This window comes from Chryseobacterium camelliae (assembly GCF_030818575.1).
Classification (GTDB): domain Bacteria; phylum Bacteroidota; class Bacteroidia; order Flavobacteriales; family Weeksellaceae; genus Chryseobacterium; species Chryseobacterium camelliae_A.
The window spans coordinates 392,097-413,536 of sequence record NZ_JAUTAL010000001.1 but is presented as its reverse complement, the minus strand read 5'-3'; the positions used below and the strand labels follow the sequence as shown (position 1 = coordinate 413,536).

The 21,440-nt window shown below is 37.9% G+C and carries 15 protein-coding genes; 8 read left to right on the top strand and 7 right to left on the bottom strand.

The annotated features are described in order from the left end of the window. Positions 1-44: 44 nt before the first annotated feature. Positions 45-3,215, bottom strand: a complete 3,171-nt coding sequence (locus QE404_RS01900; protein ID WP_307445816.1) for a bifunctional cytochrome P450/NADPH--P450 reductase — start codon at positions 3,213-3,215, stop codon at positions 45-47. A gap of 281 nt (positions 3,216-3,496) precedes the next feature. Next, positions 3,497-4,033 carry a hypothetical protein gene (locus QE404_RS01895; protein WP_307445814.1) on the bottom strand — a complete coding sequence of 179 codons (537 nt, stop codon included), beginning with the start codon at positions 4,031-4,033 and terminating at the stop codon, positions 3,497-3,499. Positions 4,034-5,056: 1,023 nt separating this feature from the next. Between QE404_RS01895 and QE404_RS01890 the strand changes: the two genes are divergently transcribed. From QE404_RS01890 to QE404_RS01880, 3 genes are all read left to right on the top strand, one after another. Further along, positions 5,057-5,404: a helix-turn-helix domain-containing protein gene (locus QE404_RS01890; protein ID WP_307445813.1), complete on the top strand. Its 348-nt coding sequence runs from the start codon at positions 5,057-5,059 to the stop codon at positions 5,402-5,404. 49 nt (positions 5,405-5,453) lie between these two features. Then, positions 5,454-5,750 (top strand): helix-turn-helix domain-containing protein, encoded by a 297-nt coding sequence (locus QE404_RS01885; protein ID WP_307445811.1) that lies wholly within the window; start codon positions 5,454-5,456, stop codon positions 5,748-5,750. Positions 5,751-5,811: 61 nt separating this feature from the next. After that, positions 5,812-6,192, top strand: coding sequence for a VOC family protein (locus QE404_RS01880; RefSeq protein WP_307445810.1), 381 nt, complete (start codon positions 5,812-5,814; stop codon positions 6,190-6,192). Positions 6,193-6,311: 119 nt separating this feature from the next. Here the strand turns inward: QE404_RS01880 and QE404_RS01875 are convergent, their stop codons facing one another. Then, positions 6,312-6,476 (bottom strand): bacteriocin-like protein, encoded by a 165-nt coding sequence (locus QE404_RS01875; RefSeq protein ID WP_307445809.1) that lies wholly within the window; start codon positions 6,474-6,476, stop codon positions 6,312-6,314. A 554-nt stretch (positions 6,477-7,030) separates the two neighbouring features. On the opposite strand from QE404_RS01875, the gene cyoE reads away from it, so the two are divergent. The 5 genes from cyoE to QE404_RS01850 are packed head-to-tail and all read left to right on the top strand — an operon-like array spanning position 7,031 to position 11,826. Further along, a complete protein-coding gene (gene cyoE / locus QE404_RS01870; protein ID WP_307453674.1) occupies positions 7,031-7,906 on the top strand; it encodes a heme o synthase in 876 nt (291 codons plus the stop codon). A gap of 32 nt (positions 7,907-7,938) precedes the next feature. Beyond that, positions 7,939-8,856: a cytochrome c oxidase subunit II gene (locus QE404_RS01865; RefSeq protein WP_307453673.1), complete on the top strand. Its 918-nt coding sequence runs from the start codon at positions 7,939-7,941 to the stop codon at positions 8,854-8,856. Then, complete coding sequence (locus QE404_RS01860) at positions 8,853-10,853, top strand: cbb3-type cytochrome c oxidase subunit I (RefSeq protein ID WP_307445803.1); 2,001 nt, start codon at positions 8,853-8,855, stop codon at positions 10,851-10,853. Before QE404_RS01865 ends, QE404_RS01860 begins: the two co-directional genes overlap by 4 nt. A gap of 35 nt (positions 10,854-10,888) precedes the next feature. Further along, the gene (locus QE404_RS01855; RefSeq protein ID WP_307445801.1) at positions 10,889-11,524 is read left to right on the top strand and encodes a cytochrome c oxidase subunit 3; all 636 of its coding nucleotides are present in this window, start codon (positions 10,889-10,891) and stop codon (positions 11,522-11,524) included. Next, entirely contained in the window at positions 11,521-11,826 is a 306-nt protein-coding gene (locus QE404_RS01850; protein ID WP_307445799.1) for a cytochrome o ubiquinol oxidase subunit IV, read from the top strand. The genes QE404_RS01855 and QE404_RS01850 overlap by 4 nt, the downstream gene beginning before the upstream one ends. A 395-nt stretch (positions 11,827-12,221) precedes the next feature. Here QE404_RS01850 and QE404_RS01845 read toward each other — a convergent pair whose 3' ends face one another. From QE404_RS01845 to QE404_RS01830, 4 genes are read right to left on the bottom strand one after another with little or no spacing between them, the layout of a single operon-like run. Further along, positions 12,222-12,776 (bottom strand): DUF7683 domain-containing protein, encoded by a 555-nt coding sequence (locus QE404_RS01845; protein WP_307445798.1) that lies wholly within the window; start codon positions 12,774-12,776, stop codon positions 12,222-12,224. Then, positions 12,773-19,684, bottom strand: coding sequence for a colicin E3/pyocin S6 family cytotoxin (locus tag QE404_RS01840; protein ID WP_444877991.1), 6,912 nt, complete (start codon positions 19,682-19,684; stop codon positions 12,773-12,775). Before QE404_RS01840 ends, QE404_RS01845 begins: the two co-directional genes overlap by 4 nt. A 40-nt stretch (positions 19,685-19,724) precedes the next feature. Continuing rightward, on the bottom strand, positions 19,725-20,207 hold the full coding sequence (locus QE404_RS01835) for a hypothetical protein (RefSeq protein WP_307445794.1): 483 nt from the start codon (positions 20,205-20,207) through the stop codon (positions 19,725-19,727). Between the two features lie 4 nt (positions 20,208-20,211). Then, complete coding sequence (locus QE404_RS01830; RefSeq protein WP_307445793.1) at positions 20,212-21,123, bottom strand: cell wall anchor protein; 912 nt, start codon at positions 21,121-21,123, stop codon at positions 20,212-20,214. Between the last annotated feature and the right edge of the window lie 317 nt (positions 21,124-21,440).

Sequence of the window (21,440 nt, the reverse complement as noted above, 5' to 3'; positions counted from 1 at the left end):
TACGCTCGGTGTCAAATAATTTAAGACCGTTAAAGATTTACACATCATTCAAAAATATCGGTAACAAATCTATGCTTTTTCTCAACCTCTTCTTCCCAACGGTGCCATGAAGTTTCGAAATCTGTACGGATGATCTCCTGATATATTTTTATAAGTGTTTCACGGACTGCCGGAGCCATATAGCTACCATCGCCACACAGGTAGATGATTGCTCCATTGTCCAACAAGCGTTTTATTTCGTCCCTGTGTTTCCAGACACTGTGCTGTACGTAGACCATATCATGATCTGGACCAGCCGAGAATGAAGGATAAACGGAAACTACCTTTTCTTTTTCCCATTCCTGTAATTGCTGGTGATAAAGATAGTCTGCGTTTTCTGCGCGGCAACCGAAAAAGAGGAGCATTTCTCCCACAGTTTCCCCACTCGATTTCTGAATAGCACGCTCCTGAATAAACCCACGAAACGGAGCAATACCGCTTCCTGCACCAATCATAATGACAGGCCTGTTGATATCCTGGGGGAGATGAAAGGTTTCGGGCGACGGTTTTACCTGCACAATAATCTTCGAGCCTGCTGCAAGACCTGCCAGGTAAGTTGAGGCAGTACCCTGATATCGTCCCAAACCGGAAAATGCAATTGCATCCGTCACAGCTACGGTTAGTGTGCAGTGTTCTTTATTCCACAGCGGAGAGGAAGAGATCGAATACCGGCGCGGCTTCATGGCGGGTAACATTTCAAGAAATACCTCAAACGGGAGTTCACAGGCGGGATTAAGCTTCAACAGATCCAAAAGGTTGAGCCTTTTACTTAATACCTCTTCATTATATTGTTTATCTTCGGCATATTGCAACAGCCTCATTTTTTCCGGTGGACAAAGCGTATATTCTCCCAGGAGGTGAATTTGCTTTTGGGTGGCGATCTGATTAAGCTCCACATACTGGCTGAGCAGGTCACCAGCTTTCACCGGATATCCTTTAGGCAATGGTACGCTTGCATCGTCTGTATTGATGATCATTTCTGAATCATACTCCAAATGAAATCTTTTTAAAAGCTCCAAAACTTTCGCTCTTGGATTTAATGGCAATACCGACAGATAATCCCCTGTACGATAGCTCATGCCCTGCGGCAGTTCTATTTGCAGGTGCCTTTTTGAACGGATACCCGGCTGAGCGCGGTCGGTCAATTCTTCATTGATGATTACAGTACCCACCCGCATATCCGGTTCATTTAAAATATGCGCGCTAATGTCGTTGACTATATCTATAGCATAGCTACCCGGCCTTTTTATGGTATTTACCTCTACAGAAAAATGATGGGCAAGTTCTGCCCAGAGCAATTCGTACCATTGGTCAAAACTTCCGAACAGGTCATGTTTAGCATCTCCTTCACCCCTTTGCATAAGCCGTTTTGCGCCCAATTCGGTTAAGCGATGGTCTATATAGGTTGGCACTGCCTGGTAGGTTTTCGTCCAATCTGTATTTCCACATCCGAATACCGCATACCGGACATCCTGCAAATTTTTATCCTGTGCAGACCTCAGCCAGTTGACAAATTTCCTGGCATTATCCGGCGGAAGCCCTTCATAGGACGCGGTGACAATGATAACGGCTCCTGTTGCCGGCAGGTTCCCGGAAAAACTATCTAAAGAGGCCATCTTTGTATCATATCCGTAAGTGGTTCCGTCTTTAGTGATCCGGTACGCAAAGTCCTGGCTGGTTCCGCTGTTGGAACCGAATAAAACCAGCAATGGCGTATGATGCTTGTTGACAGAGGCTATTGCTTTAGATTCTTTTACGGTTTCTTCAGAATGAACAGAAATAGCATCTGAATCCCTATTTCCTCTTTCGCGTTTGGCAACTTTAATGAAAAAACCATCCGGTTTAAGAGTGAGGGACTCTTTGATCTTCAGTTGATAACCGGGATCATGCTCATATATATTGAAACGCTGGAGCATCATAGCCAGGACTATGGTTGCTTCCTGCATGGCAAAGGGACGGCCGATACAGGCACGCTGCCCGTTTCCAAAAGGCTTATAGGCATTGGGCGGTACTGTATTCATGTTTTCGGAATCAAACCTTTCCGGCTCAAATGCATTCACGTCCCCTTTCCAGGTTTTGCTGCTTCGGTGCAATGAAGGTAAAAGCACCAATATGGCTTCATTCTTTTTGATTTCATACTGACCTCCGATTACGGTATCCTCATAAGGGTAAAGCCCAAACAAGGGAGCAGTAGGCCATAAACGGAGGCTCTCTTTAAGAACCTGGTCTATATAAACCAGTTTGTTCAGGTGCTCAAACCGCGGTTTTTCATGTCCCAGTACCCGGTCTACTTCTTCCTGTGCCTTGCTTAGCTTATCAGGGTTCTTCAACAAAAGACATAAGGCAAAGGACAGCATTCCGCTGGTGGTTTCATGACCGGCAATAAGGAACGTCAGCATCTGATAGGTGATATTACTGTCATCCAGCCCTTCTCTGGATAATGGATCTTTACCGCGGAGCATCAGGGACAGCAGGTCATCCGGCCATTGTTCGGGAGGTAATTTCCTTCGATCTTTGATGATATCTGCTGCAACGGTATTCATCAGCCCAATTTCCCGTTCGTAGTTCCGTTTCGTGACCAGCTTCAGGCGATTGATCATAGGAAGACGCCTGATATGAAGGCTGGCTTCCTGCAAAGCATTGATCATCGCATCCACAAAAGGGTGCATCTTTTCGTTATAAAAACTGTTGAACCGGAAATCGAAAGCACAAAGCGCTATCGTATCCAGCGTAAGCCTCGTCATATTATCAGGAACATCCAAAACCGCCTCAGGGCCTAATCTTTCCCATTTAAGCAGTAATTGTTCTGCAATATCCAGCATTTGCGGAAACATGGTTTTTACAGCAGCCGGACCAAAGGCCGGAACCAGGATCCGGTGCGCCTTTCCCCAGTTCTCTTCTTCAGTATACGCTGTAAAAAGCCCATCGCCCCCGAAGTCCCTTATTTTTTCAAGAGGCTTATGGACCTTTTTATCGAATCTTGATTCATCACAGACTTCATTGACCAGATCCGGATCGGAAATAACTACTGAAGTCATATTACCCACCTGGAATTTATAGATGCCGCCATAGGTATCGGCCAGGCGCATCAAACTCTGAACGGGGGATTCCGTATCCAACTCCAATACGTTCTTCACGATAGGATACACTTTAGGTTGTGGTATTTGCTTAATCATTATCTCATATTTTCAGTAAGATAAAGATGGGAACATCACCACATAAAACTTTTAAGATATCTTAAAAAATAAAACTTCCACACTCTGTATTCGTAATCTGATATAATGATCGTGTAAAATCCAGGCACTTCCTCCCTCCACCACCGTTTCCACATCGTTTGTGACTGGCATGGCTTCCCTCCCACTCTTCCACACACACTCTCTCCCTCAAACCCTCAAACTCTCCCACCCTCTCACTCTCTCAAACTCTCAAACTCTCCCACCCTCTAACTCTATAACTCTCAACCCCTCCCACTCTCCCCTTCAACCCGCTCCAAAACCACCCAAGCCGCATCCAACATTTTGTTCAGGGATATAAACGGCGTCACCACATTCCCGCCCGGCTGCCCGTCATACACACCGAGGGAAAAATAGGATACTTCGGCAATGAAACGGTCGAAGTCTTGGATGTCATGGTCCCGGAAGGCGTTTTTGAACACCCGGAAAGGATGTGCATATTCCCGCTCCGAAAGTGAACCCAGCACCCGGCAGGACGTAATCTCTTCCGGTGTATTGAGCATCCATTTCTTATGCCTGAACTGAAGCAGGTAACATCCGCGGATAAACGATTTAACCGACAGGTAAAAATCCAGCACGGCAGAAGGTTCCGGGCGGATCCAGGTGTTGCGGTTCATGGCGCTGGAGGTGATCTCTGACAGGATATTTTTAGCTGACACGAGGTCATGGTCCCTGAAAAATCTCTTTATGAGCTTCAGCCCGGAATGTTTCTTACTGGCTTTCCTGAAACTTTGGTGCTCCAATGTTGAATGCTTGTTCATGATGCGGTGGATTTTGTTTGGTTTAACCGGTTGAAATTAGCCGCGTTTGGCAGCATGCCTGGAATCCCGGTTCCCGGATTGGGCAGGACTGAAACCGCTGTTTTTGGGACAGGGCGGTGACTGCAAAAGTTTTTTTTCATACTTTTGAAAAGGTTTATACTATTAAACACCCGGCTCTTTCTGCGCAGCGTCAACTTTTTTTGCAGGAAGGGCCTTTTTATTTTTCCAGGAATGATCGATTTAAAAAGCTTTCCAGGTGCCCATTGTAGAGAATGAACTTTGGGTAACCGAGGACAAAAGCAGGGCCCGCAGGGCACCGGAAAGCATGAAATAGACACGGCTGCAACAGCCGGTACATAAAAAAACACACCAATCACTCAATGCTAAACAGCTCCTTGACCTTCTGTCCTATGCTGACCGTCCATTTTCCTTTCATCCTGAAAAATAATTTGGAATATTAAAAGAAAGCCAGTACTTTTAATGGGTGAGTTGAAGCGTAGTTTGGCTTTCCTTTTGGATAAAAGGAATTTCGGGTGGCGGCGGTTTGAAGTGAAGTTATCCTCTACTTCCTGCATGGACAGGCAGTTTTGGTATGGAGCTGTAATCTGTTACGCTGTGAGGCTCCGGTTATTCCGGTGGGCCGATCAACAGCAGGGTTGAAAATGTCGTTCTCATCTGAATATGTTTTTATTATGGAACGATGCTTTGAAGTATGAGCAGGAAGATGCAAAAATAGCATGGAGCGGCCTCACACTTTAGAACCATGGGCGACCAAACCCACCTTAAACCGTAGTTTAAAGTTTCCATCTAAAGCATACGTGAGAACCGCCCACATGCCGTATGCAAAAGTAAGGAACTTTTCGACATGGAGCGATTTCACGAGTTTCTCGATGGAAAATTGGTCATTTTGGTTCGAGATAACATCGTTTTAATTTGCCTTTATAGGCTCATTATCAATTCGCTGATACAAATATAATAATATTTTTTAAATATCCAACCAGTAGGATAAATTATTTATAATTAATGGAGAAAAAATTCACTTTCGAAACAACGCAATTTGATTTTGACTTAGCTAATCATATTAAAAACTTAAGAAAATCAGCGGGTCTATCTAAAGAAGAACTAAGTTTCAAAATGGGTGTGGCAAAATCTTTTGTAGGCAATGTAGAATCACATACACAACGACACAAATACTCCACCCGCCATATTGCATTGCTGGCCAAAGCCTTCGGTTACAAAAATATTTCTCAGCTGATGGACTTCCCTACCCCGGAATATGACCGTATTAAAGTTACAGTTAAGCAGGTATATAATGAGGGTGGGACAAAGGTGATGGAGAGTGAGGTGGTGAAGATTGAGGGAATTGAATAATATAATTAGAAACTCCAAAACTTTTAATGCAATAGGTCACTTTTATTTAATGGAAGATATTCAAGATAAATATTTTATCGCTATTGCTGATTATGTTAAAAATTTTATCGATGAAGAAGGAATCGATGTAGCAGATTTAGCAGCAGCAGCAAATGTTGACAGGAAACAAGTTTACAGACTCATCAAAAAAGAAAATATGCCCAGATTATCTACCTTGCTAAAGATTTCATTAGCAGCCGGAATCGAACCCTCGAAGCTGTTCTCCATTGAATTTGATTTCAAGATATACATGAAAGAAAATAATATATTGAAAGCTAGTTCTAGAAAGAAAGCGGGACAAAGGTGATGGAGAGCGAAATCTTGAAAATTGAAGCTGTTGAATAAAATTGGTATAAAATATTAACATTATGATTATCAAGAATATTGATCATTTGGTTTTAACCGTGGCAGACATTGATGCAACCATAGATTTCTATAAAGATGTTTTGGGTTTTGGTGCTGTTACCTTTGGTGACAACAGAAAAGCACTCGTTTTCGGAAATCAGAAAATTAATCTGCATCAAAAAGGAAAAGAAATTGAACCGAAAGCAGAGCATCCTACTCCAGGATCTGCCGACCTGTGCTTCATTGCAGAAACGAAAATTGAGGAAGTCCTGAAGGAATTAAAAGAAAAAAATATAGAAGTACTTGAAGGTATTGTAGACAGGACCGGGGCATTAGGAAAAATAAGATCAATATATTTCAGAGACCCCGATTTCAATCTGATCGAGGTAAGCAATTATCAGTGATACCGGAATAAAAATCACGCAATCCTACTGAGCAACACATACATGCAATTGCAGGCCGGTACTTATATGAAAAGTTCCTCCAGGGAAGAACTTTTTAAATGTAATCAGTGAAATGCTGCTCATTCTACGGGTATATCCGGTACAATAATATAGCATTCTGCATTGATCGGAATGCATACGGCGGCTTCAGGACAATAATAATTCCCGGGAGGACATTTTGAATCAGATGCCGCTCCTTTAATGGTTTTCAGTTCTTTTCTTGACAGGAGTTTTAAATTCTTCATAATAATAATTTGGTTTAGTTATAAAATTTTATAATTCATATGCTCAAATTTAGCAAAAATTTTATCCCATAAACTTTTATTTATCAAATATCATTCACATCCTTACCATAATGATGCGGTATTTATTCTTTAGAGATTCTTGCTGCCGCACACTAATAAAGTAGTCCTTCCGCCGGATGCACACCATTTACTTTTAGTTTCCTTTCATGGCCTGTTGATATCCTGTGGGAGATGAAAGGTTTAGGGCGATGTAAATCCTAAATATTTCAGATTCATTATTCACTGCATTAGTCTCATAAAATCAGAATACACAGAAATCTATTTGATACACTTTATTAATCATTATTTTCAAAATTTTAATATAAAGCTGGACAAATTTTAGTATTTTTATTATTTCACAGGTATTAATGTGTTGATAAGAATGCACCGGGATTAGCCTTCAATTTGCACAATATCAATAAATTAAACAGGCACATTCATACTTAATCTATTGATTGTAAGTAAATTGTTTTTATTAAGCATTAAAAGATTTCTGTTGGAAAATTATTACAAAATTGAAGGTAAAGGTCAAAGATTATTATCATCTTTCTAAGCCAGGCATTGTAAAGGGGAACCTTATGGCGGTCTGTACAGGCTTTTTCTATTCGGCTCAATTACCCATCCACTGGATTCATTTCTTTTTTCTTATTCTGGGCAGTTCACTGATCATATCTTCAGCCTGTATTTTTAATAATATGTATGACAGGGATATTGATGAGCTGATGAAGCGCACCCAATATCGCAGTACCATTTTTTATAGAAATCCTTTACGGGAAATCCTTTTTTCAGCAATCTTCATTTTCTGTGCGGGGGTGATTATTTTATGGAAATTTACAACGGTTTATACTGCTTTAGCGGGGGTCGCCGGTTTTTTCTGCTATCTTATTTTGTATTCGGTCTTTTTTAAGAGGAAACATTATATGAGTACTGAAATTGGTGCGATAGCCGGATCATTCCCTCCTTTAATGGGATATTTTGCCCTTAAACCTGTGATCAATGGTGATGCAGTGCTGCTTTTTCTTATTTACTTTTTCTGGCAGGTTCCCCACACCTATGCGATAGCGCTCTATAGAAAAGCGGAATATGATCATGCAAAAATCCCTTTATTTCCATTGGTAAAAGGAATTTCAAAGACCAAAATCCATTTATTTATCTACATCAGTCTATACATCCTCAGCTGTGTAGCTTTATTTTTTTCAGGAAAGTTCAATATTCTTTTATCCTGTCTTTTCCTATCTTTTTGTACGGTATGGCTGCTATCTGTTTTTAACATCAAAAAAACGGAAGAACAACTATGGGCAAAAAAAGTTTTTTTATTGTCCCTGTATACCATGTTATTGCTTTCCGTAACGGTTTTCTTCAATTTTATTTTAGTTATTTTAAAAAATTAATTATTTAAATCATTCCTAAAAGCATGAAAAAGATGAAGAACTTTAACTATATTTTTTTAGTAATTCTTTTATTTCCTATCTGTCTTTCTGCAGAAAGCCACAGTTTCCTACAGCCCATGGGCGATATTGCCGCAGAACAGAAAAAGCATTTCTTTCGGGTGATACTTATTACGATGGTTGCTATTTTGCCCGTTTTAATAGGTGTCCCGATCATCATTTATAAATTTAGAAAGAGAAAAGACGGCAGCACAAAAGGAAAATACCTGCCAAACTGGGAATATAACAGTAAGCTGGAGCTTCTAATGTGGGCAATCCCGGTACTTATTGTAATGATACTCGGTTTCTGGCTCGCCAAATCAACGACAAAACTCGATCCTTATAAACCCTTGGGCAAAGACGCTTTGGTTGTTCAGGTAGTCGCATTGGACTGGAAATGGCTTTTCATTTACCCGGACCAACATATTGCTACTGTAAATAATTTAGTTATTCCTGAAAACCGCCCTATACAACTTGTTTTAACGTCTGATACGGTGATGCAGAGCTTTATTGTCCCTTCTCTTGCCGGCCAAATCTATGTGATGCCCAGTATGACGAGCCGGTTAAATTTTATCGCCAATACAACAGGAACCGCAATGGGCGAAAATACACAGTACAACGGCGATGGTTTTTCATCCGAAACATTTACCGTAAAATCCGTTACTGCTGATGAATGGAAAAAGTGGATCAAAAATTCTTCCGGTACAAAAAACGCTTTGGATTTTAAACTGTATGAAAAAATTTCACAACAAAGTACTGCAGCTACACTCCGTAAGGAATTAAATGTGAGCAATCTTACGTTTACCCTAAATGAACCGATGCTTTTTAAAAGGATCATCCAGCAATATCATAACGGGAAACCCATTCCGCCTACAAAACAGGCCGGATCACCCAATCAAATAATAAATAAATGATGAACCCTATTTTCGGAAAATTATCCTGGAATTCTTTTCCTTTCTCTGCGCTGATCAAGGAACCCAGCCTCAACAACTGGATCGCCTGCGGAGGAGCCTTTGCCATCATCATGGGATTTGTGTCCATTATATTTATCCTTATCCGGTATAAATTATGGAAAAATTTCTGGAACAATTGGATCAAAAGCCCTGACCATAAAAAAATCGGGATCATGTATCTTTCGATAGCGATCGTTATGCTGATAAGGGCGGTGATGGAAGGAATCATCCTAAGGGTACAGCAGATGACCTCGCTGCACGGCGGAATCATAGAGCCTGATCATTTTTCTCAGATTTTCAGCACGCACGGTACCATTATGATATTTTTTGTGGCAATGCCGCTGATTATCGGATTGATGAATTACATCGTTCCTTTACAGATCGGTGCGAGGGATGTTGCATTTCCGGTTCTCAACCAGATGAGTTTAGGATTTACACTCGCCGGAGCCTCTTTAATGATGATGTCTTTGGTTATCGGCCGGTTTGAGACCGGAGGCTGGACCGCCTACCCTCCTTATACCGGTATTGATTTCAGTCCGGACGTTGGTCCCGATTACTGGATCTGGTCCGTTTTTATTTCCGGAGTCGGTTCATTAATGTCGGGAATCAATTTTACTGTAACGATATACAAGTTAAGAACTCCGGGTATGACGCTGATGAGGATGCCTTTGTTCACCTGGACAGCTTTATGCTCATCCATTATGCTAATCTACGCAATGCCGGCTATCACAACTTCCACTTTGATGCTTGCTGCGGACCGTTATCTGGGATGGCATTTTTTCACCAATGATCTAGGCGGAAATATGATGAACTATGCCAATATTTTTTGGATGTTCGGCCATCCGGAAGTTTATATTCTGGTGTTACCGGCCTTTGGTGTCTTTTCAGAAATTTCAAGTACTTTTTCCTCTAAAGTATTATATGGTTACAAATCTTTAGTTATTGCGACCATGTCGATAGCAGTCATATCTTTTACAGTCTGGCTCCACCACTTTTTTACCATGGGACAAAGTGCGTATGTTAATGTAATTTTCGGAATTGCCACCATGGTCATTGCTATTCCTACAGGAATCAAAGTCTATGACTGGATGGCTACGCTGTACGGAGGAAAGATCCGGATGACGACTCCGATGATCTACCTGATCGGGTTTTTTATCCTTTTTGTTATCGGGGGACTTTCAGGAATCTTACTGGCCAATCCGTCGATTGATTTCCAGGTGCACAATTCGGTTTTTCTGGTAGCCCATTTTCATAATGTAATTATTCCGGGGGTATTGTTCGGCCTGTTGGCGGGTATCCATTACTGGTTTCCGAAGATGTTCGGATATTCTCTGAACGAAAAGTACGGTAAAATTTCAGCTTATCTCTGGATTTTCGGCTTTATTTTTACATTTATGCCTCTCTATTGGCTGGGTCTTCAGGGATTGCCTAGACGTTCTCCTGAAATTCATGATGCCTCTTTTCAACCCTGGCTGATCGTTTCCGGAATAGGCGCATTTATGATGCTTGGCGCGCTGAGTTTTCTGATCTATGATTATTACATAAGCTATATTGAAAGGGATACCCAAACCGACCCAAAAGGAGATCCCTGGGATGGCAGAACCCTGGAGTGGTCTATCCCTTCTCCCCCTCCGGAATGGAATTTTGCAGTTCTTCCGAAAGTAGACTCCAGAGATTTTTGGTACAATAAAAAGCAAAAGGAACAGGATCTCTATAAAATAGAAAATTATGAAGATATAGAATTAGCTCCTCCATCAACAATGGGTTTTCAGATGGCCGCTTATTCTTTCATCATGGGATTTAGTTTAATCTGGCATATCTGGTGGTTAGCGATCTTAGCCGTTTCAGCAATCATTGTTTCCATTATTGTGAGGTCCTGTATGATTATAAAACCAAGTTTTTTTGATAAGAAAGAAGTAAAGGAAACCTGGGAAAGTATTTATTCTCAAAAGAGATAATAACCTCACCCAATAAAATTTAAAATAGAAGTATTATGTTTTTTGATAAAAAATATTCAATTCATCCGGGACTAAATCTGGAGCACGACAGCCCCGAGCCGGAAAAGAAAACAGAAACAGTTGTTTTTGGTTTCTGGACTTTTTTAATGAGTGATCTGATTATTTTTGGGATCCTGTTCGCAACCTATGCTTCTTCGCATAATATGATGGGCATGGCAGACGGACCCGGGCCGAAAGATTTGTTCAATCTAAAAAGTGTCATTTATCAGACTCTGTTTCTTTTATTAAGCAGCTTAACTTTCGGGATATCGAGCCTGATCATGAAATACAAACAGAATAAAAACATGATGGCCTTGTGGTTAATCATCACCTTTATTCTTGGCTTTCTGTTTCTATATTTTGAAATTACCGATTTATCAGATATGGCCAAATCAGGCGGCGTACCTACGAGAAGCGGCTGGCTGTCATCGATGTACGCGCTGCTCGGCCTTCACGGTCTTCATATTGGAATCGGTTTAGTTTGGTTGCTTGTTACGATCTTTCAAATCTACAGCAGAGGCTTTGACTTTGCTACCAAAAGCCGGGTGCTTTGCCTTGGTGTCTATTGGCATTTTCTGGATCTGGTCTGGATCGGTATTTTTTCGGTCATCTTTTTATTTGGTACATTATGAAATCGACAAAATTTAAAACAGAATTAACCCGATATATTGTAGCCACAATTGTTTGTATAGGAATTACTTTGGCCGCCTTCTCAACGGTAATGTACGGTTTGGACAGGACCAAGGCTCTCTGGATCATCACCCTTTTGGCCATTGTCCAGATTATCGTTCAGCTCAAATATTTCTTACACCTCAGCTTCAGACAAAAAAATAAAGAAGATCTCTGGCTCGTTCTTTTTTCATTGGTCATGCTTCTGATCACTGCCGGAGGGACAATCTGGGTATTGGCTGATCTTTCCAACAGAATGATGTGAAAATTGGTGGAGGATAGGATATTTCAAGAAGAATTTTCTGATAAATCCGTTTTTTTAATTTCTTTTGGTACTGTTTAATGTGTTTTGGCATCCCCATAATTAAAAAGCCCCCTAAAAAGTGTTTAACTTTTTGGGGCCAGTCCACTATATAATTCTTCATCAAGGAATGTTACAATAGGGATCTTTATCCTGTGAAAATACAGTATGGTCATCCAATTTATCTAATTCATTTGAAAGATGTTTTTATTAGCTTTTATATCTCTGACATTAATTTTTAAATTATTGACTATTATATTTATTACACTAAATTAATAATGGAAAATGCCAAATAAAAATATTAACAATAGTCGTTACCACTGCGATTTGCAGTGGTAACGATCTAAACTGAATATTATTTAGTTTTCCGTACTTGCTTCATTGTACCAGTGATAAAGATAATAATCATATTTTTCAATATTCTGATTAAGATTTTCTTTTAAAAAAGGTTTTAATTTCTCAATTTGCGAATCTGTAAGCTTATATACTTCATCAAGATTCTCATCATCTTCATCTACTGACAAGTCATCTAAAATCTTCAAAATTTCCTTTGAATCAATTTCCAAACCATAACTTTTATTGATCTCATTTGATAATTTACTAAATTCTTTCACAGATCTTATCTTTTCCATTTGTATAGCTGAGACAGAAACTTCCTGTTCCTCATAGCAGCTTAATTCGTATGTATATTTTTCTAAATCTTCATACAATGGATCTTTTAAAAAGGGCTTTAGTTTTTGAATCTGCTCCTCAGATAATGTATATTGTCCATATATTTCATCTTCATTATCATCATCTGCTAAAGAAAAATCATCCAACACCCGTATAATTTCTTTTGGTGTTATATCTAAATCATATTCTTGATTAATGATTTCATTCTCGATACTAAATTCCTCTATTACTCTTTTTATCATAAAATTATTCTTTGGTTCTTGGGACTTTGTACATTATCCATCTGCATCTGCATTATTGGTGTCATTAAAAACGGTGTAAGTCTTTTCGTTGCCAAATCTATTAGTTTTAATCCACCTACCAAAATTGTTACTCCAATTCCTGTTTTTATTATAGGATCAATAGTTCTTCCCTTTACAGGGGGCTTGTACATTTCACCTGTTTCAGGCCTTGCTGATCCTAGATGTTTCCCTTTTTTGTTATAAACTTCTACATCACCATGCTGTTTATCCCATTCTAAGATATTTCCGTCCGGATTTTTCCATCTTGTTCTACCACTCCCTTTATTGTTTGCTCTTTTAGCATTAGGAAATCCAGGTAAAGTTTTTGGTGCGGGTTTATGATGGCTTGTGTTTCGATTATTTGCACTGTCGCTTTTTTTCCCACCATCATTATTATCATTATTGTCATCATTTTCTATATAAAAAACATTTGATCTGTGCATGACATGATTAAGTCCAGCAACAATACCTCCAATGACTGCGCCCTGCCAGAAATTCCCTCCTGACAATTCTGAACCAATTCCTCCAGAGATGGCACCAAATGCAATTGTACCTATGGCACTATTTGCTGCAGTACCTGCAACAGCTCCAAAAGCGGATGCTCCTAAACTTCCGAAAAATCCTGAAAAGAAAGATTGTTTAAAATCCCCATTCTGCATCAAGGATAACGTTCCTTGAGCAATACCATGTGCTGCTGCTTTTACTAAAAACGCAGCATCTCCTAAACTTTTAGCAAATTGGGTAGCTCCTGCAGCACTGGAGAAGGCGCTTCCTATTCCGAAGGTCACGGCTGAGGAGACAGCTCCAAAAAAGATTGACTTGAGTCCGCCTTTTAAGCTGATTTGTTCTTTAGTTAAATAAGCTGTTGTAACAAGATAGGTAGCGAAAGCAATATACGTACCTATTGCAACTGCCTGCCAAAAGAGAATTGCTGCCGCAGCTACCTGAATAAATTCTCCACTTGGATCATTAAACATCAACGGATTATTCAATACATAGCCATACTTATTATAATTCTGTGTATTTGTTGGATCCTGAATAAATTCATCGGCATTCAAGAATCTTCTTAATAAAGGATCATATAATCTTCCATTCATATGAATAATGCCTATTTCTGGGAAGTATTCATGACTCGTATATCCTCTATCCAATAATAGATTACCATTTGATATAATCACATTAATCTGATCACGATCTGTAATAATAGACTTAAGCCCTTTCTTGTAATGGGTCATATTCCCCCAGGCATCAAAATGTCTTTGCTCCAAATTATTTCCAGCTTCGTCAGTAATGGCAAGTATACTCCCTAAATAATCTTTATGCAGGAATTTATAAGAACCTGTTGTTTCCCCATAATTTTTTACAAAAACGATATTACTTTCATAAGGTGTACCCCCTATATAGATAACATGTTTTTCTGCTCCTGTAGAGTTATCTATCTGTATTTCAAAGCTGCCATCTTCACTATAGAACTTTGTGTATTTTCCATCTCCGTCTGCAGCAAAATTTCCGCCATATGTCACTCGTTGTCTCATCCCCGATAGTCCGTATTGGAAAGCAACATCGCCCTTCAATCCATCAATAAAAACAGGATCATTATTTTCATTGTATGTAATGGTCTGAATTAGATCATTGGTATAATTCTGCTCACCTTTTGCATTTAACGTCATCCCTGTAGGTTGGTAGATCTTAGAAGAATTCTCATACTTCATTGTTCCTACCTGATCATTCTCCATGATTCTTCCTTTGACGTCATATACATTGTGAGACATTTGTCCAGTAACAGGATTTGTCCAGTTGACTAGCCTATTATTATCATCATAATTAAATATTTCTGTAATATTAAAATCTCCCCCTCTTGTTCTATTTTTCAGTTCATTTTTAATAGCATCAAAAGCATAATTCATCTGAAGAATAACTGTATTATTCTGATTTACTTGATTTGCACTTGTAAGAAATCCATGAGTAGTATCATAGGTATTAGTAATATTAACAGCTCCAAGCTTTGAACTTAAAATCTGGCCTTTAGAATTAACCTCTTTAAGTTCCCAAAGTATTTTACCGGATGCTTTGTCTTTCACCTGATACAAATCTCCACTCCATGTGCTGTAAACGTTTTCAATATGTACCTTGGTCATAGTTCCGGAAGAATAAAGCTGCTTCTCATAAGATATAATTCTTCCTTTATCATCGTATGTTATACCTTTTTGTATAAAATACTTTCCGTTACTACTTTCTGAGGAAGATAATATTCTTCCTTGCTGATCATAGCTAATGTTTGAACCATAAGCTTTGCCATTAGAAGTTCCGGATTTTGAAATCAATCTTCCCTTGGGGTCGTAAGCTAAAGTAATTAATTTATTTGTCGACAAGCCACCATCTGTAGTCGATATTTCTTTTTGGGTGATAAGCTGTCCTAAATTATTATAAATAAGTTCTTTAGTTCCTTTCGGACTAATAACTTTTTTAACTTGTCCAAAACCATTATATTCATATTTGTAGATTCCATTGGAAGGATCATTAACTTCAGACTTTCTACCCCAAGTATCATATTTTGTTATTACAACATTCTCTGCATACTTCGCTTCTATTTGCTCTCCAGCGGCGTTATAAGAAAAATTAATAGCGCCTCCTTTATCTGTAGTAGAAACCACATTTCCTAAAGCATCTACAGTTTTTGTGTTAATCCTTCCGTAATCCGAAGGATTTGTTTCCTTCATTGTTGTTATAAGACCAGATACACTAGTCTCAATTTTCTTTCCGGTAAATGATGTTGATGTAACCTTTGCCGGATAAGTTGTATCGTCATAAGTTGTTAAATTCCATTGCAGAGGTCCTCCATCATAGAAAGGTTCTCTTTCCGCAATTTTTCTTCCAATTAAATCATAGCTGAACTGTTTATGTACAAATTGTCCCTGCCCAAATGCTTTTGTTGATGTCAAATAGTTTTGCCCTTGTCTGTTTGTATAATTTTTTATAACGTCACCGTCCGAATCATATTGAGTGACGATAATATTCCAATTATTGTCTTTTTCGTATTGGTAAGCGGTAACTCCTAATAAATTATCTTTTGTCTTAAGGATTTTTCCCCAATTATCGTAAGTATTTATTTTTGAGTTTCCATCCGGATCTGTTTCAGATAAAATCTGTCCAAAGTCATTATAAATTATATAAGTTTCTAATCCTAAATTATCAGTTTTTTTAACTACAAAACGACCATTTGGATCATACTCAGAGTTGACGGTTTCTGTCTGTGCATCGGTGCTATTAGTAATAACTTTCTGATTAATATTTCCAAAATCATCATAATTATATGTTTCCAGTACATATGCTGAGTTGTCTCTATTCCAAGTTTTAATAGATTTTAGCTGATTGCTCTCGTAGACATATTCTTCTTTTGCAGATTTTGTATCTCCATAAGCCTGAGATATATTGGTTTTACTTTTAGGGCGACCAATATAATAATTAGACCCCACTCCTGCTATATCATTATAATAATCTATTAAAGTATTTTCTATAGCATAGCCATTATTAATATTTGAATTTTTTTGTGCAGGAAGATAGTAGTCTCCATAAATAATGGTATCCTCTGTAACAACACCAGTTAAAAAGTCTTTAGACCTGATAACCTTTGGTATGATTGAGATCACCATATTTTTCTTGTCATTATCAGCTACAGTAGATAAAATCTGCCCGTTTACCAACTTATCTGTTTGATACTGTGTAATTTTTAAGCTGAGTAACTGTGTATTATTTTCAGAAATATCTGCCGGGAAAATTTTGCTTTCTTCCGTTGTTCTTATTGCCCATTCTTTTATAGGTAGTCCCTCATTGATTGGATCAATTTCTGTTCCTGCCCAAATTTTTGTATTTTCATATCCGTTGGTATACCAAGATGAACGTGCACTTTGTCGGAATCCTATCATTCCTTTGCCTGTAAAATGCGAAATCATCCCTCTATATCTGAAATCCTGGTATAATGATGAGGTCCCCGTCTGAATCAATCTGGTAACAATAGACGATTGGGGAATTATGTCCATCTCATAATAGGGAAACTGCTCTCTTTTAACAGGTTTATAAAGGTTTGAATCCTGATAGGTATTTAGTTCCTGATACAAAGCTGTGGTTGTAATTCCTCCTTGGGTAATGGTTTTTATTCTTGATTTCGTAGGTAGGTACGGATGTCCATAATTGACAATGTAGTTACAATTGTCACCGGTACAATTGCTTAATTTTCCAATTAAAATTATTTGTTGATTATCTCTATTTAATGACAGCTGAGAAAAATAAATTGCTTGTCCAGAAAAAGATTTTGTCCATACTCTAGTCTGATAAAAAGTATATTTCCCACTTGAATCTGTTTGATTGAAAAGTGAGACATTTACATTATCAATCTTATTTAATGAATAAACGGCTACTCTATATTGTGTAGACTCTTGATTATTATGAGAAGCCCACTCATGATCAGTAACCATAACTTCACTTACAATAATTTCAGATTTTCCATCTCCATCCAAATCATTTACATCATATTGATAATAATCAATAGTCTGATAAACACACTTACTTTCAGGAAATCCATTATGAGAATCTTGTGCCAGCACTACTGGATTTGGCTGGTAAGGATGTAATTGAACAGAAGAGATAATGAAATTATTACCATTAGAAATATAGAGTTTATAAACATTTGAGCCACTTGACTGTGGAACAATAATATCTGCTTTCGCATCTCCATTGAAATCACCGAACATCATCCCTGTATGAGGTAAGCCAACAAAATTAGTCCCAGAAAAGTTTCCTACCGTTACCTTTGAATAATTATAGAAATCATCTCGTTTGATGTTAAAAACGTTTGAAAACTGAGAATAAGTCTGAGCTATTATATCTTGAATACCATCTCCATTAAGATCTGCCAATCTAATTTGCGAAGTACCCCCAACAGAACCATTTGTAGAACTTGTCTCGAATTTATATATACTTTGAGGAATGGTTAAACTTTGATCCAAATCAAAAAAAACATAAGAGAAAAATGCTTTTATTGTCTGTCCATTCCCTATTTCATCAGTAGGAGTATCATCTTGAGTTCCCTCTGTATTTGTTTTCCTATCAATTGATAAAGGTATTTCAACTTCATCACCTACTGATGATTCCGATAAAGAAGAAAATTTGCTGGAAATAGGTCCAGGATCTGTTGTAATACTTCCGCAAATTCTTGTTACCCTATATTTAATAATAAGCTCAGGAATTCCGTCACCATTAAAATCATGACTCTGTGCTTCAACCAAAGTAGGAGCAGAAGGCGTCTGGCAACCATCTAATTCATCATCCAGTACTAATGGCGTAAAGGAGTCGTAATCCATTGTTTTAGAATACTCAAAATTCAGTTTCTGATTTTGAATATCAATAGAGTATATTTGAAATTCATAATCCTTCTTATATGTTACACTTGTATTTTTAGGTACAGGCACAACAAGTCCCATTTTATTGGTAATGTAGTTATCTTTTTTGAATACTAAGGGAATAGCATTTTTGAAATTTTCCAATTTAAATTTCGTAGCATCATAGGATAAATTAACCGTTGAGTTATTGCTTGAATAGACAGAATTTTTAAACCTTAGATTACCATCTGAAACAAATTCAAGATAATCAGTAGTTCCATCCATGTTAAAATCCCCATACTTTTTTGTCGTTGTTGTACTTGGAGCATTTTGATAGTTCGTTTCTTCATTACTTCCTGCGTTGGTATAATATTCTATGTTAACAGGTGTTGCAGATTCATCAGCAGCATTTTGTTCTGTAATATTTTTTACAAATTGGTAGCTACTGCTAGTTTCTTCATAATCTATTATGTACTTTTTGAACTTATTTTGGTTTGCTTTTACTTCAATACTCTTTAATAATTGATTCTGAATAAATTCTTTTTCATTGACATAAGCGATCTCATTAAGTTTTCTACTGGTATAATTAAATTGAATACTATTAAAATGAGGTTTATTGATTTTATCATTCCCTCCCCATTGTATATTTGATATAGTAGAAACATTATTGGCCTGATTATAAATATAGGTTATGTAATTTCCTTGAACATCACGCCATTTAATAATGTTATATTCCAAAGGCGTACGACCAGGACTAAATTCTACATTAGAATCTGTTGCCCCATACCATGCTTGTGAACCATCTTCAAATGTTACCTCCCAATATTGGGGTCCATTCATATTTTGTGCAGTCCCCTGTAATGATCCAATTGATTTAATTTTTATATTAGAGTATTTCTCCGTTACATATTCTGCACCATCTTTTCCATATTCACCGGACTTTAAAATCAATCTCTGTCCATTGAAACTGTAATCGTCAGAATAATCTAATTGTACTCCACGTATTGCATTATTTCTTTCAATATTTTTTCCAATCCTTGATATAGAAGTAGTACCACCTAGACTCCAACCATATCCAGCAATTCCATTTGCTGATCCGCTGGTATAAGTAAGATTAATCTGAGGAGCTACATTTTTTATTCCCGGCGGTAACGCAATGGGTAAAGTAAATTGAAGTTGCCCTGCTCCGTTTACATCTATATTCCCCTTCGTATCATGAAATTTTTGATCTTGTGAGGATGTTATAGTTCCTGAGGGATTATTAGCCCCTGCATTAGAATCTGCAGGTCCACCGCCAGGATTCTCTGTCGCAGGGCCTATTTTAGCTACGAAAGGATTCGATACACTCGATGAAGCGGTGAATCCCTGAGCCAACACTACCGTTTGAGGATCCTGAACCGTCCGGGTACTACTTTCTGCCTGGTACAGGATGGTCTGGGAAAAGGCCATGACTGAACACAACGACAGTATAAATGATGAAAATATTCTCATTTTCATTGTTGTTATTATTTAATTTCGTTAAAAGTTTTTCTTATCGCTTAGTGATGTTCCTGCTGAAGACCCTTCCATCTTTCAAGGTAAAATGAAGGACATAAATACCCCAGTCGTAACCGGTCATATTAATTTTCAGCTTCCTGTTCAGATCCGGAAGGTTCTGCTGCTGGAATTTCCAGTGTACGGTGCTGTGCTGGTAGAGGGAAACTGATTCTATCAGTCCGTCTACTTCTTCCGTCCAGTCTATGGTTAAAACGTCATTTACCGGAACCGGATACAGCCTGATCTGCTTCCAGAATGATTTCTCATCAATGACCGGATCCTGTTTTACAGCAGCTATAGTGGTTTCCTGCATCTTCGACTGTTCAGCAAGTTGGATATCCGAAGTCTTTTTACCAGCAGCATTGGTTCCACGATAGCGCTGATTTCCTGCTTCATCATATTTAAAATAGACTTCAGTCTGGGAAAATCCAAAGAACCCGATCAATAAAGAGGAAATAGATAGTATTTTTCTTTTCATAGTATTATTTTGGGGTTGAAATGAGCTGTTGAACTTGTTTTTTCAACTCTTCAAGCTCATCAGACTGTTTTTTTAATTCTTTAAGTTCTTCAGTCAGTATTTTCAGGATTGCATTATCACTCTGAAGTTGTTTTATTTGTTTATTCTGTTCAATGGAATAAAGGGTTAGTTCTTCGATTTTTTCTAAAAGCTTAGCATCCATTTCACCCAGGTTAATCCCGTTTTTCTCTACTTCAGTAGCAGATGGGATATTGGGTAAGTGACCTTTTTCAGCAATGTGTCTTTCAACTTCATCTAAAGTCCTTAGTTTATAATCTTTTTTAAATACATAATCTGCCCAGCCATTAGTAGCAGGATTCTCAACTTTAACCTGTTCTGCCTTGATCCCTTTACGTACATAAAAGATATAATCAGGGTCATTATCATATTGGTCCGTACCAACAGTTACTTTTCCGGTGTTGAAAACAGCCAGGCTGCTTTTATGAACAGCATCAGTGAATTTAATTTTGGTCACCCCCGACGAATTTGGAGTAGAAGTATCTGAATTAGGATCAATTGCATTATCGTTGGGCATGTGGAATTCCATATTTCTGCTCCCTAAAGTTCTGATCACTACATCAGAAGGGACAGCCCAACGTGAAGCACAACCATTACATAGAACAGTTGCTATCTCCAGTTTTGCACCATTGACAGTACCATTAGCCGCAGAATTTCCTATAACAATTCCATTGACATAAGGACCGGCAAAAACTTTAAGCCTTTCCTGATTATTGGTTTTAAATACAAGCTCTTTATCATCATTTGTTCCAATAAAATTTTTCGGAGGATTAGTTCCTGAATTTCCTGTTAGCCCCCATGATTGAGCAAAGGTAAATGATGATAAAAGCAAAGTTAGCGGTATTAATTTTATTTTCATATAAGTTAATAAATGTTAAAATTTTTGCAAAAATATGTTTTTTAATTCACTAAAAAAAGATATTTTTATATTTTTTCACATTAATGTGTATATTAATATAATTTAATTGCTCTATACAAATGTATTTCCTGTAAACGACAGAACTTTTCGTATTAAAATTATATTGATATTATTTTTTTTAAATCACCTTAAAAAGATTTAGACGTCAATCAAATTATATAAAAAAGATTATCCTGTAAAAGTCTAATTTAATTTTAATTATGATTAAGCAGAGTTTGTCAATCATATCATATAGCGGAAAGCTAAATAAAAGATCC

Excerpts from the sequence above, each read along its gene's own strand:
- QE404_RS01900 (WP_307445816.1), bottom strand. The coding sequence starts at position 3,215 with ATGATTAAGCAAATACCACAACCTAAAGTGTATCCTATCGTGAAGAAC.
- QE404_RS01895 (WP_307445814.1), bottom strand. The coding sequence starts at position 4,033 with ATGAACAAGCATTCAACATTGGAGCACCAAAGTTTCAGGAAAGCCAGT.
- QE404_RS01890 (WP_307445813.1), top strand. The coding sequence starts at position 5,057 with ATGGAGAAAAAATTCACTTTCGAAACAACGCAATTTGATTTTGACTTA.
- QE404_RS01885 (WP_307445811.1), top strand. The coding sequence starts at position 5,454 with ATGGAAGATATTCAAGATAAATATTTTATCGCTATTGCTGATTATGTT.
- QE404_RS01880 (WP_307445810.1), top strand. The coding sequence starts at position 5,812 with ATGATTATCAAGAATATTGATCATTTGGTTTTAACCGTGGCAGACATT.
- QE404_RS01875 (WP_307445809.1), bottom strand. The coding sequence starts at position 6,476 with ATGAAGAATTTAAAACTCCTGTCAAGAAAAGAACTGAAAACCATTAAA.
- QE404_RS01865 (WP_307453673.1), top strand. The coding sequence starts at position 7,939 with ATGAAGAACTTTAACTATATTTTTTTAGTAATTCTTTTATTTCCTATC.
- QE404_RS01860 (WP_307445803.1), top strand. The coding sequence starts at position 8,853 with ATGATGAACCCTATTTTCGGAAAATTATCCTGGAATTCTTTTCCTTTC.
- QE404_RS01855 (WP_307445801.1), top strand. The coding sequence starts at position 10,889 with ATGTTTTTTGATAAAAAATATTCAATTCATCCGGGACTAAATCTGGAG.
- QE404_RS01850 (WP_307445799.1), top strand. The coding sequence starts at position 11,521 with ATGAAATCGACAAAATTTAAAACAGAATTAACCCGATATATTGTAGCC.
- QE404_RS01845 (WP_307445798.1), bottom strand. The coding sequence starts at position 12,776 with ATGATAAAAAGAGTAATAGAGGAATTTAGTATCGAGAATGAAATCATT.
- QE404_RS01840 (WP_444877991.1), bottom strand. The coding sequence starts at position 19,684 with ATGAGAATATTTTCATCATTTATACTGTCGTTGTGTTCAGTCATGGCC.
- QE404_RS01835 (WP_307445794.1), bottom strand. The coding sequence starts at position 20,207 with ATGAAAAGAAAAATACTATCTATTTCCTCTTTATTGATCGGGTTCTTT.
- QE404_RS01830 (WP_307445793.1), bottom strand. The coding sequence starts at position 21,123 with ATGAAAATAAAATTAATACCGCTAACTTTGCTTTTATCATCATTTACC.